A 14,901-nucleotide genomic window follows, 5' to 3' on the forward strand; every position below is an offset into this window, starting at 1 on the left:
AGTCTACGTTAGGGGGGGCCACACAAGGCCAGTGCAGATTGATCACACCTTCCAGAGTGTGAGAAGGCACTCTCTCGGGCCCGCACCGCCTCGGCCGGCTCCCCGCCGGATGGCACCCCGGAGGCGGTCAGGACGGGGGGCGCCACTGGTCGGCGGTCGTGCCGGCGCTGCCCAGCAGTCGGGGGGTGAGGGCGCCGAGGACAGCGTCGCGGGCGCGGAGCGCGAGACGACCACGGGCCTGGAGCACCGCCGACATCCGTCGGGTCTGCCGGACCGTCGCCGCCACCCGGGGCCGTCGGATCCGGTCGTAGGCGACGACCGCGTCCGGCAACCGGGACTCGCGGAGCAGCGCGGCCAGGGTGGCGGCGTCCTCGAAGGCGAGGCAGGCCCCCTGCCCCAGGTGCGGGGGCATGGCGTGTGCGGCGTCACCGAGCAGCACCGCCCCACCGGGACCGGTGGGGAAGCCGTACGTGCGGGGCAACGGACGCAGCTCGCGGATCTCCTGCTGGACCAGGTCTGCCGGGTCGGTGGCGTCGAGCAGGTCGGCGATCGGTGCGGGCCAGCCGGTGTACCAGCGACGCAGCAGGGAGAGCTGGATCTCCGGCGACTCTGGCCGGGGCGCACCGGCGGCGGTGGCCACCCAGTAGATCCCGCCGCGGCTGGAAGCCCCGGAGGAACCCCGTTCGCCCAGCGACACGTAGATGAAGCGGTACCCGGCACCGAGGATCTCCCCGGTCGGCGGCAGGTCGGCGGGGAGTTGGGGCGCCCGGTACCACGGGATCACCGCCCGCCACGCGGCCGAGCCACAGCTGACCACCGCCGCCTCCGGTGCGAGCTGCGCGCGAGCCACGCTGTCGATGCCATCGGCAGCAACCACCAGGTCCGCCTCGTAGGTATACCGGCCGTCACCGACCGACGGGCGGGCGCCCGACTCCGCGCGAATGGAACGGAGGGTCACGCCGGTCCGCAGCTCGACGCCGTCGCCCAGCCCGGCGATCAGCGCATCGTGCAGGTCCTCCTGGTGCACCACCACCGGGCTTCGGTCCGCCGCGACCGGGCGGGGCCGCACCAACTGGTGGCCGTCGGGCCGGCGCACCCCGCTGCTCGCCAACGGCGTGGCGATCGCGTCGAGCCCGGCCCCGAGGCCGAGGGCGCGCAGTGCACGCACCCCGTTGGGCCAGAGCACCACCGCGGTGGGTTCCGGACGAATCCGGTCAGCTCCCTCAACCAGCGTGACCTGCCAGCCGGAGCGCGCCAACGCGCCCGCGACCGCAAGGCCGCCGACACCGGCGCCGACCACGACCGCGCTACGCATGCGGCCCTCCTCGCTCAGCTGTCGCGATGGTCGACAGGCCGGGTGGCATCCACCGGCTGGTCGGCGGGCCGGTCGTCACCGGAACTCCCGCTCTCCGGCCCGGGCGGGGCCTCGCCCGTCTCCTGCCAGTGCCGGAACTGCTCCTCGCCGACGACCTGATAGCCCTCCGGCGCCGCCGGCTGGGCGTTCGCCTCGCGAGCAGTGAGATCGACCTGCGACACGTCAGACTCGGGGGCGGAGGTCGGCACCGCACGGATCGGGATCAGGTACTCGCGCGGTCCGCGTACCCGCACGAAGTAGATCAACGCAGCGAGGAAGACCACCGCCGCGGTCCAGACGTTCAGCCGTACGCCGAGGATCGTGTTCGCCTCGTCGGTGCGGATCATCTCGATCCAGAACCGGCCGGCCGTGTAGCCCAGCACGTAGAGCGCGAAGGCTCGGCCACGGCCCAGCTTCAGCCGCCGGTCGAGGAGGAAGACGAGGGCGGCCACACCCAGGTTCCACAGCGCCTCGTAGGCGAAGGTCGGATGGTAGAGACCCGCCTCGAGGATGGGCTTCCCGGCGTCGTCGCGCAGGGCCTGGCCCGTCTCCGGGTCCATCCGGTGGATCTCCAGGCCCCAGGGCAGAGTGGTGCGCCCGCCGTAGAGCTCGTTGTTGAACCAGTTGCCGAGCCGCCCAATCGCCTGGGCCAGCGGCAGTCCCGGGGCGAGAGCATCCGCCACCACGGCGAACGGAATACCGAGCTGACGGGCGGCATACCACGCACCAAGCGCGCCACCGGCCACGGCACCCCAGATACCGAGCCCCCCCTCCCAGATGGCGAACACCTTCAGCGGCTCTCCACCGGTGCCGAAGTACTTCTCTGGTGAGGAGATCACGTGGTAGATCCGGGCACCGATGATGCCCGCCGGCACCGCCCACACGGCGATGTCGAGCACCGCCCCCGGCGCCACCCCACGCTGGCGCAGGCGCCGCTCGGTGACCCAGCAGGCCACCACGATGCCGACGAGAATGCAAAGCGCGTATGCACGAATCGGCACCGGGCCCAGCTGCCACACCGCGGTGGTCGGACTGGGCAGGGCCGCCAAAGGGGTCTGCGAGGCGAGGGTCACGGGTGAACAGGCTACCGCCGATCGGCCCCGCCGTGGCACCCCGGCCCGGACGGCCGGTGGCGTTCCCCTCCGGAGACCGCCGGGCCGGTAGGTGACCGGGGGCGCGTCAGGGGGCCGGAGTCCGGACGCCAGCGGCGAGTTCGGCGCTCAGCTCACGCAGGGCGGTCAGGCCCGCCGGCAGATTCGGAGCATCGAGCAGGCGGCGGATGAGGGCACTGCCGACGATGACACCGTCAGCGAACGAGGAAGCCGTACTGGCCTGCTCTCCGGTGCCGATCCCGAGGCCAACGCCGACCGGCAGGTCGGTGACCGCCCGGACGCGGGACACCAGCACCGGAGCCGCCGCCGAGGCCTGCGCACGGGCCCCCGTGACTCCCATGATCGTAGTCGCGTACACGAACCCCCGGCACTGCTCGACGGTCATGTGCAGCCGAGCGTCAGTGGAGGAGGGCGAGACGAGGAAGGTCCGGTCCAGCCCGTACGCGTCGGAGGCGGCCAGCCACTCCTGCGCCTCGTCGGGAATCAGGTCGGGCGTGATCAGCCCGGTGCCGCCCGCTGCGGCGAGATCCCGGGCGAAGGCGTCAACGCCGTACTGCTCGACCGGGTTCCAGTAGGTCATCGTCACCACGGGCGCGCCGGTGGCGGCGACCGCCTCGACGATGCGCAGCGTGTCGGCGACTCGGACACCGCCGGCCAGGGCGACATCACTGGCCCGTTGGATGACCGGACCGTCCATCACCGGATCAGAGTACGGAATCTCCACCTCGATGACGTCCACGCCCGCCTCGACCATGGCGGTCATCGCGGCGATGCTGCCCTCGACGGTCGGGAACCCGGCGGGCATACAGCCGACCAGGACGGCTCGGCCCTCGGCCCGAGCCTGGTCGAACGCGACCCCGATGCGACTCACGCTGTCACTCCTTGTCAAGGACGCCGAAGTACCCCCCGGCGGTGTGCACGTCCTTGTCGCCACGGCCGGAGAGGTTGACCACCACGACCGGCTCCCGGCCCAACTCGGCGGCGAGTTCCGGGGCGATCGCGACCGTGCCGGCCAGCGCATGCGAACTCTCGATCGCGGGGATGATGCCCTCGGTCCGGCAGAGCAGTTCGAAGGCGGCCATCGCGTCGGCGTCGGTCACCGGCCGGTACGTCGCCCGGCCCGTGTCGTGCAGCCAGGCATGTTCCGGCCCGACCCCCGGGTAGTCCAATCCGGCCGAGATCGAGTGCGACTCGATGGTCTGACCGTCGGCGTCCTGAAGCACGTAGGTCCGGGTCCCGTGCAGCACCCCCGAAGTGCCACCAGTGATGCTGGCCGCGTGCCGACCGGTCGCCGGCCCGTCCCCGCCGGCTTCGAAGCCGTACAGGCGCACGCTCGGGTCGTCGACGAAGGCGTGGAAGACACCGAGCGCGTTGGAGCCGCCGCCGACGCAGGCGGTGACCGCGTCGGGCAGCGCACCGACCAGGTCAAGACACTGCTGGCGGGCCTCGTCGCCGATGCCGCGGACGAAGTCGCGGACCAGGGCGGGGAAGGGGTGCGGGCCGGCGGCCGTACCGATCAGGTAGTGGGTGCTGTCGACGTTGGCAACCCAGTCCCGCATCGCCTCGTTCATCGCGTCCTTGAGGGTGCGTGACCCGGTGGTGACCGGCACCACGGTGGCGCCCAGCATCCGCATGCGCGCCACGTTCAGCGCCTGCCGTTGGGTGTCCACCTCACCCATGTAGACCACACACTCGAGATCGAACAGGGCGGCAGCGGTGGCGGTGGCCACCCCGTGCTGACCGGCGCCAGTCTCGGCGATGACGCGCCGCTTGCCCATCCGCTTCGTCAACAACGCCTGGCCGAGCACGTTGCGCACCTTGTGCGCCCCGGTGTGGTTGAGGTCCTCCCGCTTCAACAGCACCTGGGCGCCAATCTTGGCGGAGAGGCGCCGGGCGGTGTAGAGCAACGAGGGGGCGCCGGCGTAGTCGCGAAGCAGGGCGGCGAACTCGGTCTGGAACGGCTCGTCCCCCATCGCGGTACGCCAGGCGTCGTCGAGCTCGTCCAACGCGGCCACCAGGGCCTCGGGGACGAACCGGCCGCCGAAACGGCCGAAATGGCCGGTGGCGTCCGGATAATGGGCGGTAACAGCGGGCGTGTGGACGCTCATCGCGACTCCCTTCGTTCTAACCGCCCGGTGCGCGCTCAGCGCACCGGACGGGGTGTCGCCGGGTGGTTACCGGCGTTGACCAACTCGGCCACCGCCTCACGGGGACTCTTCTGGGTAACCAGGCCCTCGCCGACCAAAACCGCGTCGGCACCGGCCGACGCGTACCGGATGAGGTCGTGAGGCCCGCGCACTCCCGACTCAGCGATCTTGACGACGCTGCTGGGCAGGCCGGGCGCGATCCGTTCGAAGACCGAACGGTCGACCTCCAGCGTACGCAGGTCGCGAGCGTTGACCCCGATCACCTGGGCACCCGCCTCCAACGCCCGGTCCGCCTCCTCCTCGTCGTGCACCTCGACCAACGCGGTCATGCCCAGCGACTCGATTCGCTCAAGCAAGCCGACCAACACCTTCTGCTCCAACGCCGCCACGATCAGCAGCACCAGATCGGCGCCGTGCGCCCGCGCCTCGTGTACCTGGTAGCTGGAGACCACGAAGTCCTTCCGCAGGACCGGAACATCAACCGCGGCACGGACGGCAGCGAGATCATCCAGCGAACCACCGAACCAGCGCCCCTCGGTGAGCACGCTGATCGCCCGGGCACCACCGGCGGCGTAGTCGCTGGCCAGATCGGACGGGTCGGCGATCTCGGCCAGCTGCCCCTTGGACGGCGAGGAACGCTTCACCTCGGCGACCACCGCCACGCCGGGCCGACGCAGGGCCGCGTACGCGTCCAGCGGTGGCGGGGCCGCGGCAGCCAGCTCTCGAATGCGCTCCAGCGGGACCTGCTCCTGCCGCCGAGCCACATCCTCGCGTACTCCGGCCAGAATCTCATCGAGCACGCTGGGCTTCGCCGAACCGGCGTCGCTCCCCTCCGCGTGCGCATGCTCCGCAGTCACCAACGCTCCCCTCTCCGGGCGTCATGGGCCGATGCTAGGCGGCGTACCCGATGCAGCCCGCCGGGGGTATGGCGCTTCTCACGAATCGGCTTGCGGCATAATGCCCAACCTCCAGTGAAGGCGAGCTCACACACAGCCATCACCTCCCGGTCGCCGATCGAGGCCGACAATCATCGCCCACAGCCATCCTCGGCATCGACGTCATGCTATCCGGCGAGCTGGGCGTCGACCGGGAGCCCGGGACGGCGCTGTGAGCAAGCTCAAGGCCAGAGGACTCTTCCCAGGCCAGCGCCGCGGAGGCAGAGTTGACCCGGCGGATACCCCGGCGAAACGTGAGTCGACGAGCATTCCCCTCGGGCAGACTCGACCCGGTACCCGCCCGCGCCACCCAAACGATCTTCGGGATTGATCATGAGCACTGAGAGCAACGGCCTCACCACCATCTCCCGTACGGTCGCGTCGCTCGCCGCCGGCGTGGTGCACACTCTCGAACGCGCCGTGGTCGGCGAGGCGCAGATGCGCACCGCACGGGGCAACGCGTGGGAGGCCGTCTGCGCCGACCGGGCCCGCGCCGACCAGCGGGCTGAGTTGGATCGAATCGTCGCCGAACTCACCACGAACCGCGACTCACGGCCGACGAGCTGAGTCGGCGGGCTGACTCGACGGGCTGAGTCGGCGGGCGAGACCGCGGCCAGCGGCGCCTCGGCGGCTACCTGCGGACGCGACTCCCTCCCGGGTGGCGGCATCAGTCTTCCGTCGGATCCGCACCCCGATCCAACGCGTCCCACGCGTCGCGGGCACTCCGGCCCTGCGCCGGGCCGGTCGCCGGCCCCGCCGACCGCTCGTACCGAGCGCCCATCACCGACCATCGGTCTCCCCGGGCCGCGGTCAGCACGCCGGCAGCCGCGGCGCACCCACCGCCGAGCAGGCAGAGCAGCGGCCACTGCCGACTGACCGCGCCGGTGAACCCCGCGAGCAGGCCATATCCGCCACCAGCCGCCAACGCCACGGCAAGCCCGGTCAGCACGCCGCCCAGAAGCCGCCGTACCCGCCCCCGGGTGGCCAGCACCGCGCCCCATCCGGCGAGCGCGACCAGGGCCAGTGCGGGCAGCCAGGGAAGCAGCTCCGCACCGGTGCGGGCAGCACGGAGCGGTGGCAACGGGGCGGGGCGGGGCGCCAGCTCGACCACCCAGGCCCGGGTCACCGCCCACATCGACAAACCCGCTCCGGCTACCCCGAGAAGCATGGCGTAGACCAGTTCCCGCCGGCCGGCCTGGTGCCGTTCCGGGCTTACCTCATCCCGGGCGCTCACCGGGCCGCACGCAGGGTCTCGGCCGCGGCGACAGCAGCCAGCACGGCGGCAGCCTTGTTCCGCGTCTCCTGCTCCTCGGCGGCCGGGTCCGAATCCGCCACTACGCCCGCGCCGGCCTGCACGTAGGCACGCCCGCGCTGGATCAGTGCGGTACGGATCGCGATCGCCATGTCGAGGTCACCGCCGAAACCGAAGTAGCCCACGGTGCCGCCGTAGAGCCCACGCCGTACCGGCTCCAACTCTTCGATCAACTCCATCGCCCGCACCTTGGGGGCTCCGGAGAGGGTGCCCGCCGGGAAGGTCGCGACGAGCGCGTCAAAGGCGGTGCGGTCCTCGGCGAGCGCGCCGACCACCGTGGAGACGATGTGCATCACGTGGCTGTACCGCTCGATCATGGCGAACTCGGGTACCTCGACCGTGCCGGGTCGGCAGACCCGCCCCAGATCGTTGCGGCCAAGGTCCACCAGCATCACGTGCTCCGAGCGTTCCTTGGGGTCGGCGAGCAGCTCGGCGGCGAGCTGGGCGTCGGCCTCCGGTGAGCCGCCACGCGGCCGGGTGCCGGCGATCGGATGCAGCAGGGCACGCCGCTGCCCGTCCGCCTCGGTGGACACCTTCAGGTGCGCCTCGGGAGACGAGCCGACGATGTCGAAGCCGTCGAAGCGCAGCAGGTACATGTACGGGCTGGGGTTGGTGGTCCGCAACACCCGGTACACATCGAGCGGGTCGGCGTCGGTCTCCCGTTCAAAGCGCTGTGCAAGCACGATCTGGAAGCACTCACCGGCACGGATCGCCTCCTTGGCCGCCAGCACCGCCGTCTGGTAACCGCCCGCGGGCGTACGGCAGAGCACGTCACCGACGGGCGCCCGGCCAACGGTGGAGGCCATCGGCGGAATCGGCCGGGACAGCGCGGCGGTCATCGCGTCCAGCCGTCCGACCGCGTGGTGGTACGCCGCGGTGACCGCCACCGCCCGATCCGGCGCCTCCGGCGGCGGCAGGACGGCGTTGGCCACCAGGAGCGCCGAGCCGTCGTAGTGGTCGAGCACCACCAGATCAGTGGCGAGCATCATCCCCAGCGCGGGCAGGCCGAGGTCGTCCTCGGTGCGCTCGGGCAGCCGCTCGAAGTGCCGGACCAGGTCGTACCCGAGGTAGCCGACCATGCCGCCGGTCAGCGGCGGCAGCCCGACGGTGTCATCGGGAGGTGGGCCGGCGAGGGCGGCGACGGTGTCCCGAAGCACCGCGACCGGGTCGCCGCCGGCGGGTAGCCCCGCCGGCGGCTGACCCGTCCACACCGCGACGCCGTCGCGTTCGGTCAGGGTGGCCGCGCTACGGACACCGATGAAGGAGTACCGGGACCAGGTCATGCCGGTTGAACCGACGCCCTGCTCGGCGGATTCGAGGAGGAAGCTGCCCGGACCACCGGCCAGCTTGCGGTAGACACCGACCGGCGTCTCCGCGTCGGCGAGCAGCCGCCGGGTGACCGGCACGACCCGCCGCCCGGCGGCCTGTTCGGCGAAGGTCGTCGCGTCCGGACGGACGGTGCCGTCGGTCATGACCGGGCCTGCCGTTCGCCGGACACGCCGGTGACCGGCAGGTTGTTGTGGAAGCAGGTTCGCCGACCGGTATGACACGCCGGGCCGACCTGGTCGACGTCGACCAGCAGGGCGTCTCCGTCACAGTCGAGGGCGACGGCGCGGACGTACTGATGATGTCCGGAGGTCGCGCCCTTGACCCAGTACTCACCGCGGCTGCGGGACCAGTAGGTGGCCCGGCCGGTGGTCAGCGTCCGGTGTAGCGCCTCGTCGTCCATCCAGGCGAGCATCAACACCTCGGTGGAGCCGTACTGGCGGACCACCGCGGCGAGGAGCCCATCGGACGTACGGCGCAGGCGCGCGGCGATGGCCGGGTCCAGGTGGGACGGCCGGGCCGGACCGCCGCTCGGGTCGGAGCCGGGCAGGGCGCCGGGCGACGGCGCGTCAGGTACGGGCATAGTCACCCATTCTCCGATACCGGACGGGCGGGTGATGGGGCACCCGTGCGCCTTGCTCACCCACCGGAATTTCACCTACCGTTGAGTTCATCAGGCGAGTGACCTACCACGGAGGTGCACGGGTGCAGGACGCCATCGTCATTCGTGACCTGGTTGTCGACCGGGGCGGGCGACGGGTACTACACGGAATCGACGCCACCGTTCCGTCAGGGACGGTGACCGGCCTACTCGGGCCGAGCGGCAGCGGAAAGACCACCCTCCTACGGGCGCTGGTCGGGGTGCAGGTCGTCACCGCCGGCACGGTCACCGTCCTGGGCCACCCGGCCGGCGCCCCACAGCTACGCCGCCGCGTCGGCTACCTGACCCAGGCACCAAGCATCTACGCCGACCTGACCGTCCAGGAGAACGCCCGCTACTTCGCCGCCCTACAGGGGCGGGGCACCGCCGAGGCGGACCGGGCCGTGACCGACGTCGGGCTGCGTGCAGCCGCCGGCCAGCTGGTCGCCACCCTCTCCGGCGGCCAGCGCAGCCGCGCCTCGCTGGCCTGCGCGCTGGTCGGCGATCCCGAGCTGCTCGTGCTCGACGAACCGACCGTCGGTCAGGATCCCGTGCTGCGGGCTGAGCTCTGGGCCCGGTTCCACGCGATGGCCGCGGCCGGCACCACCCTGCTCATCTCCAGCCACGTGATGGACGAGGCCGCCCGCTGCGACCGGCTCCTGCTGATTCGCGAGGGGCGACTGATCGCGGACGACACACCAGCGGCGGTACGCGCGGCGACCGGCGTGGACGACCTGGAGGAGGCGTTCCTGCGAATGATCCAGGAAAGCGAGAGCGGTACGGCCGGGCGGGAGACATCGTGAATCCCCGAATCCTCGTGGCCACCACCGGCCGCATCCTGCGCCAACTGCGCCATGACCGGCGTACGGTCGCGCTACTCGTGGTCGTGCCCGCGGCGCTTCTCGCGGTGGTCTACTACATGTACGTTGACCAGCCGACACCACCAGGCCAGCCGGCGCCGTTCGATCGGATCGCGCTGGTGCTGCTGGGGTTCTTCCCCTTCATCATCATGTTCCTGGTGACCAGCATCGCCATGCTGCGGGAACGCACCAGTGGCACGCTGGAACGACTACTCACCACCCCCTTGGGCAAACTCGACCTGCTCTTCGGGTACGGCATCGCGTTCGGCCTGGCCGCCGTGGTGCAGGCGGCGGTCGCGGCCGCGGTGGCCTACTGGCTGTTCGATCTCGACACCGCCGGTAGCAGCGGTCTGGTCATCCTGATCGCGGCGGTCAACGCCGTGCTCGCCGTCGCGCTCGGGCTCTTCTGTAGCGCCTTCGCCCGGACCGAGTTCCAGGCCGTACAGTTCATGCCGGTCGTGGTCGCCCCGCAGCTGCTCCTCTGCGGGCTCTTCGTCCCCCGTGACGAGATGGCCGGCTGGCTCCAGGCGGTCAGCGATGTCCTGCCCCTGTCCTACTCGGTCGAGGCGTTACAGGAAGTCGGCTCGAGCACCGAACCGACCGTAACGATGTGGCGCGACCTTGCGATCGTGGGCGGCGCCACGGTGCTGGCGTTGGTGCTCGCCGCCGCCACCCTGCGACGACGCAGCGGCTGACCCGGGTACGACGAAGGGTGACGATGGTACGGCGGACCGGACGGCGACCTGGCAACCCGGACACCCGGGCAACGATCCTGGCGGCAGCCCGGACCACGTTCGCCGAGCGGGGCTTCGACAAAGCCTCCATCCGCGCCATCGCCGCCACCGCCGGCGTGGACCCAGCGCTGGTACACCACTACTTCGGCAGCAAGAACACGCTCTTCCTCGCCGCGATGAACGCACCGGCCGATCCGGCCGAGGTGCTGCGGACGGTACTCGCCGGGGACCCGGACCAGATCGGGGAGCGACTGATCCGCGCCTTCCTCGGCATCTGGGACTCCCCCGCCGGCACCTCCGCGGTGGCGCTGCTGCGCTCGGCGGTCAGCAACGAGTGGACCGCTCGGCTGCTGCGCGAGTTCCTCACCACGCAGGTGCTGCGCCGGGTCCTCGACCACCTCGAGGTGGACCCGGCGCAGGCACCGCTACGCGGATCGCTGGTGGCCAGCCAACTCTTCGGCCTGGCGATGGCGCGCTACGTGATCCGGCTCGAGCCGATCGCCACCGCTGCCCCCGAGACACTCGTCGACTCGGTCGGGCCCACCATGCAGCGCTATCTCACCGCCCCGCTGGACGGACAGGTCGGCCCGCCCAGCCGCGGTCACCGGGTCTGCTCCAGCCACGAGGCGTAGAGCTGCCCATACACCGACTCGGCGTCGCGGACCAGCTCCTCGTGCGCACCCCGCTGCACGATCCGCCCTCGGTCCACCACGATCACCTCGTCGGCGGCCTGCGCCGTGGAGAGCCGGTGCGCGATGGCGAGCGTTGTCCGGCCGCGGGTCACCGTGTCCAGGGTGCGTTGCAGGCGCAGCTCGGTTGCCGGATCGACCGCGCTGGTGGCCTCGTCGAGCACCAGCAGATCCGGGTCAGCGACGTACGCCCGGGCGAGCGCGACCAGCTGCCGCTCGCCCACACTCAACGCCTCACCGCGCTCCCCCACCGCGGTGTCCAGGCCCGCCGGGAGGCCGTCCAGCCAGTCCGCCAACCCCAACTCCACGAAGGTGGCAGTGAGCTGCTCGTCGGTGAGATCCGGCCGGGCGAAACGGACATTTTCCGCGACGGTGGCGTCGAAGAGGAACCCGTCCTGTGGGACCATCACCACCCGCGAACGAAGCGCGCCGAAACGCACCTCCCGCAACGGCATCCCGGAGAGCAGCACGTCGCCCTCGGTCGGATCCATCAGCCGGGTGAGCAGCTTCGCGAACGTCGTCTTCCCGCTGCCGGTCTCGCCGACCACCGCCACCCGGCTCTTCGCCGGAATCTCCACCGAGATGTCGTGTAGCACCGGTGCGCCGCCCGGGTAGGCAAAACCCACCGCGACGAAGCGGATATCCAACGGACCCGGCGGGAGCTCCCGCCCCGACTCGCCGGGGTCCGCGACATCCGGCGCAACATCCAACACGTCGAGTACCCGTCGCCAGCCGGCGATCGCGTTCTGCGCCTCGTTGAGCACCTCGGTGGCGATCTGCACCGGCTGCACGAAGAGGGTCACCAGGAACAGGAACGCGGTCACCTCACCGATGCTCAACGTACGGTCAGCGCCGAGCAGCACGCCCAGCACCACCACGCCGGCCAGCGCCAACCCGGCGGCGATCTCACCGACCGAGCTACCCAGGATGCTGATCCGGATAGCCCGCTGCTGGGCCTGCCGCTGGTTGTCGATCGCCTCGTCGAGCCGGCGTGCGGTGCGCCCGGAAATCCCGTACGCCCGAATCACCGGTGCGCCCACCACGCTCTCGGCGATCGCACCGAGCAGCGTGCCGGTGCGCTGCCGCACCACCCCGTACGCGCCGGCGAGCCGCCGCTGAAGCAACCGGATCACGAACACCGCCGGGCCGAACGCCGCGTACACCACCAGGGTCAGCTGCCAGGAGTACGCGAGCATGACGGCCGTGGTGACCACCAGCTGACCTATGTTGATCAGCAGGATCACACCGCCCCACTGGAGGAACTGGGTGATCTGGTCGACATCGCTGGTCACCCGGGACACCAACGACCCACGCCGTTCGGACTGCTGGTGCAGCATCGACAGGTCGTGGACGTGTCGGAAGGCGCGAACCCGCACGTTGGAGAGGGCGGTCTCGCTGACCGTGAACAACCGCCGCATCATCAGGTAGCCACAGGTGGTGGTCACCACGAGCACCGCCGCGGTGACGGTCACCACCGTCCAGACCACATCCAGGCGGAGACCGCCGGCGATGCCGTTGTCGATGCCCTGCTGCACCGCCACCGGCACGGCCGCCCGACCAACCATATAGACCAGCGCCAGGCCGAGCGTGCCCGCCAACCCGACCCGCAACTCCGGAGAGAGCGCCAAGCCCCGCCGCAGCGTCCGCCAGGTCGACTCCTCAGCCGTCGCCTCCGGCGCCATGGTGCTCCTACTCACGTGTCCACCTCCAACTCGCGACTGCGGGGCTCGCAGGCTCACTCCTCGCGCTCAGCGGTCCACCTCCAACTCGCGACTGCGGGGCTCGCAGGCCACTCCTCGCGCTCAGCGGTCCACCTCCAGTTCGAGGCCGGTCGCCAGCGGCGGCGCGACCTCGTCGTACCCCTGCTGCTGGGCCTGCTCCACCTCGGCCTGCTCGTAGGCGGTGACCAGATCGGCGTAGCCGGGCACGGTGGCGAGCAGGTCGGTGTGCGTACCCCGGGCCACCACCCGCCCGTGTTCCAGGTACACCACCTCGTCGGCGAGGGCGATGGTCGCCCGCCGGTAGGCGACCACGAGGATCGACGTCGGCGCTCTCCCCGGCTCCGCAGCGCGTAGCCCGGCCAGGATCGCGGCCTCCACTCGCGGATCAACCGCGCTGGTCGCGTCATCCAGCACCAACAGACGCGGCCGACCGACGAGGGCTCGGGCCAGGGTCAGCCGCTGCCGCTGCCCCCCGGACAGCGATGTGCCCCGCTCCCCGACCCGGGTATCCAGGCCCTCCGGGAGAGCGGCGACGAAGCCGTCCGCACCCGCCAACCGCAGCGCCGCCCAGACCTGCGAATCACCGAGGCCAGGCCGGTCCAGGGTGATGTTCGCCCGCACCGAATCGTCAAAGACGAACGGCACCTGCGCGACGAGCGCAACGGTCCGAGCCAGCGAGTCCGCGGAGAGGTCGCGTACGTCCACCCCGTCGACCTCGACGACACCCGCACGCGGATCAACCAGCCGCACAGCGAGCGAGGTAATGGTGGACTTCCCTGCGCCGGTCGGCCCGACCAGGGCGACCGTCCGCCCCGCCGGCACGGTGAAACCGACCTCACCCAGTACTTCGGCACCCGGCAGGTGCGCCTCGGCCGGCTCGTATGCGAAGTGGACGTCACGGAAGGTGAGTGTTACCGGACCGGCGTCGGCGGGGTCAAGCGTCATCGGGCCGTACGACATCTCGCCGGTGGCGTCGAGTACCTGCCGGACCCGTTCCCAGCCGGCGACGCTGCGCGGCAGCTCGGCCAGGACCCAGCCGATCGCACGAATCGGGAACGCCAGCACGGTGAAGAGATACGCGACGCTGACCAGTTCGGCCACGCTGATCGCACCCTGCCGCAACCGGAGGGTGCCGACCACCAGCACGGCGAGCGTCCCGAGGCCGGGCAGGGTCTCCAGCATGGGATCGAAGACGCCGCGCAGCCGCCCCACGGACACCAGCGCGTCCCGCAGTTCGCGGGCGCGTGCGGCGAACCGCTCGGTCTCCTGCGCCTCCCGGCCCATCGTCTTGACCACCAGCGCGCCGTCGAAGCTCTCGTGGGCGATACCGCTGACCTCGGCCCGCAGCCGCTGGGCACGGGCCTGCCGGGGCGCCATCCGGCGGGAGTAGACGACGTTGAGGGCAAAGAGCGCCGGGAAGACACCCAGCCCGACCAGGGCGAGCGCCCAGTCGGTGACAAAGAGCGAGACCACCGCACCGACCAGCATCACCAGCGTGCCCACGGCGAAGGGCAACGGTGCTACCGGGTGCCACGCGGCCTCGACATCGGAGTTCGCGTTGGACAGCAGAGTGCCGGTGGCGTTGCGCTGATGCCAGGACAGCGGTAGGTCAAGGTAGCGGCGGGTGACCCGACGACGATAGGCGGCCTGGAGACGAAACTGCATGTAGCCGGCCCCGAGTCGGCGGCCGAGGATGCCGACCACCCGCAGAATGCTGAGCCCGAGTAACGCGGCGGCGGCCAGGGCAAGCGCAGCCGTGGGCACCGAACCCTCGGCGATCGCCGGAACAACAACGTCGCCGACCACCGCGCCCACCACGTACGCGCTGGCGACGATCAGCAGCCCGAAGAGCACACTGGAGCTCGCCGCGACCGCGAAGATCCTGGGTTGTTCCCGAATCGCCCGGCCAAGGACGACCAGCCCTCGCCAGAGCACGTCCCGACTCGTCCCGCTCGCCACGTTCTCCCCCGCCGTAAGTTGTCATTATCTCTACCATCCTTACCTGCTGGAGCCAGGTCCGCCGACTCGGACGACCACCCCGGTGCGGTGCAACCGACGGAGCCAGACGTGA

14 protein-coding genes are annotated in these 14,901 nt (G+C 71.2%); 4 read left to right on the plus strand and 10 right to left on the minus strand.

The genetic code is table 11. The features are described from left to right. Positions 1-127 precede the first annotated feature (127 nt). The 5 genes from STROP_RS15870 to trpC form a co-directional block, all read right to left on the minus strand. On the minus strand, positions 128-1,315 hold the full coding sequence (locus STROP_RS15870; protein ID WP_012014379.1) for an FAD-dependent oxidoreductase: 1,188 nt from the start codon (positions 1,313-1,315) through the stop codon (positions 128-130). 14 nt (positions 1,316-1,329) lie between these two features. Beyond that, positions 1,330-2,427, minus strand: a complete 1,098-nt coding sequence (lgt, locus tag STROP_RS15875; RefSeq protein WP_043535423.1) for a prolipoprotein diacylglyceryl transferase — start codon at positions 2,425-2,427, stop codon at positions 1,330-1,332. A gap of 106 nt (positions 2,428-2,533) precedes the next feature. Further along, positions 2,534-3,337: a tryptophan synthase subunit alpha gene (gene trpA / locus STROP_RS15880; protein WP_012014381.1), complete on the minus strand. Its 804-nt coding sequence runs from the start codon at positions 3,335-3,337 to the stop codon at positions 2,534-2,536. 4 nt (positions 3,338-3,341) lie between these two features. Next, positions 3,342-4,574 (minus strand): tryptophan synthase subunit beta, encoded by a 1,233-nt coding sequence (gene trpB / locus STROP_RS15885; protein ID WP_012014382.1) that lies wholly within the window; start codon positions 4,572-4,574, stop codon positions 3,342-3,344. Between the two features lie 35 nt (positions 4,575-4,609). Further along, positions 4,610-5,413, minus strand: coding sequence for an indole-3-glycerol phosphate synthase TrpC (gene trpC, locus STROP_RS15890; protein WP_028567615.1), 804 nt, complete (start codon positions 5,411-5,413; stop codon positions 4,610-4,612). Between the two features lie 468 nt (positions 5,414-5,881). Here trpC and STROP_RS15895 point away from each other — a divergent pair, with 468 nt between their 5' ends. Beyond that, complete coding sequence (locus STROP_RS15895) at positions 5,882-6,115, plus strand: hypothetical protein (RefSeq protein WP_012014384.1); 234 nt, start codon at positions 5,882-5,884, stop codon at positions 6,113-6,115. 100 nt (positions 6,116-6,215) lie between these two features. Here STROP_RS15895 and STROP_RS15900 read toward each other — a convergent pair whose 3' ends face one another. From STROP_RS15900 to hisI, 3 genes are read right to left on the minus strand one after another with little or no spacing between them, the layout of a single operon-like run. Then, complete coding sequence (locus STROP_RS15900) at positions 6,216-6,782, minus strand: Trp biosynthesis-associated membrane protein (RefSeq protein WP_018830539.1); 567 nt, start codon at positions 6,780-6,782, stop codon at positions 6,216-6,218. Next, positions 6,779-8,332: an anthranilate synthase component I gene (locus STROP_RS15905; protein ID WP_012014386.1), complete on the minus strand. Its 1,554-nt coding sequence runs from the start codon at positions 8,330-8,332 to the stop codon at positions 6,779-6,781. The genes STROP_RS15900 and STROP_RS15905 overlap by 4 nt, the downstream gene beginning before the upstream one ends. After that, a complete protein-coding gene (hisI, locus tag STROP_RS15910) occupies positions 8,329-8,769 on the minus strand; it encodes a phosphoribosyl-AMP cyclohydrolase (protein ID WP_012014387.1) in 441 nt (146 codons plus the stop codon). The genes STROP_RS15905 and hisI overlap by 4 nt, the downstream gene beginning before the upstream one ends. A gap of 122 nt (positions 8,770-8,891) precedes the next feature. Here hisI and STROP_RS15915 point away from each other — a divergent pair, with 122 nt between their 5' ends. Genes STROP_RS15915 through STROP_RS15925 form a run of 3 tightly spaced genes read left to right on the plus strand, consistent with a single transcriptional unit; the run spans position 8,892 to position 11,052 of the window. Further along, positions 8,892-9,629 (plus strand): ABC transporter ATP-binding protein, encoded by a 738-nt coding sequence (locus STROP_RS15915; protein WP_012014388.1) that lies wholly within the window; start codon positions 8,892-8,894, stop codon positions 9,627-9,629. Beyond that, positions 9,626-10,381 carry an ABC transporter permease gene (locus STROP_RS15920; RefSeq protein WP_012014389.1) on the plus strand — a complete coding sequence of 252 codons (756 nt, stop codon included), beginning with the start codon at positions 9,626-9,628 and terminating at the stop codon, positions 10,379-10,381. Before STROP_RS15915 ends, STROP_RS15920 begins: the two co-directional genes overlap by 4 nt. A 23-nt stretch (positions 10,382-10,404) precedes the next feature. Then, positions 10,405-11,052, plus strand: a complete 648-nt coding sequence (locus tag STROP_RS15925) for a TetR/AcrR family transcriptional regulator (RefSeq protein WP_012014390.1) — start codon at positions 10,405-10,407, stop codon at positions 11,050-11,052. On the opposite strand, the gene STROP_RS15930 is transcribed toward STROP_RS15925, so the two are convergent. Together STROP_RS15930 and STROP_RS15935 are read right to left on the minus strand one after the other, a co-directional pair. Continuing rightward, positions 11,022-12,791, minus strand: a complete 1,770-nt coding sequence (locus STROP_RS15930) for an ABC transporter ATP-binding protein (RefSeq protein WP_012014391.1) — start codon at positions 12,789-12,791, stop codon at positions 11,022-11,024. The genes STROP_RS15925 and STROP_RS15930 overlap by 31 nt on opposite strands. Before the next feature lie 120 nt (positions 12,792-12,911). Then, positions 12,912-14,789 (minus strand): ABC transporter ATP-binding protein, encoded by a 1,878-nt coding sequence (locus tag STROP_RS15935; RefSeq protein ID WP_012014392.1) that lies wholly within the window; start codon positions 14,787-14,789, stop codon positions 12,912-12,914. Positions 14,790-14,901 lie beyond the last annotated feature (112 nt).

The organism is Salinispora tropica CNB-440, from assembly GCF_000016425.1.
GTDB lineage: Bacteria > Actinomycetota > Actinomycetes > Mycobacteriales > Micromonosporaceae > Micromonospora > Micromonospora tropica.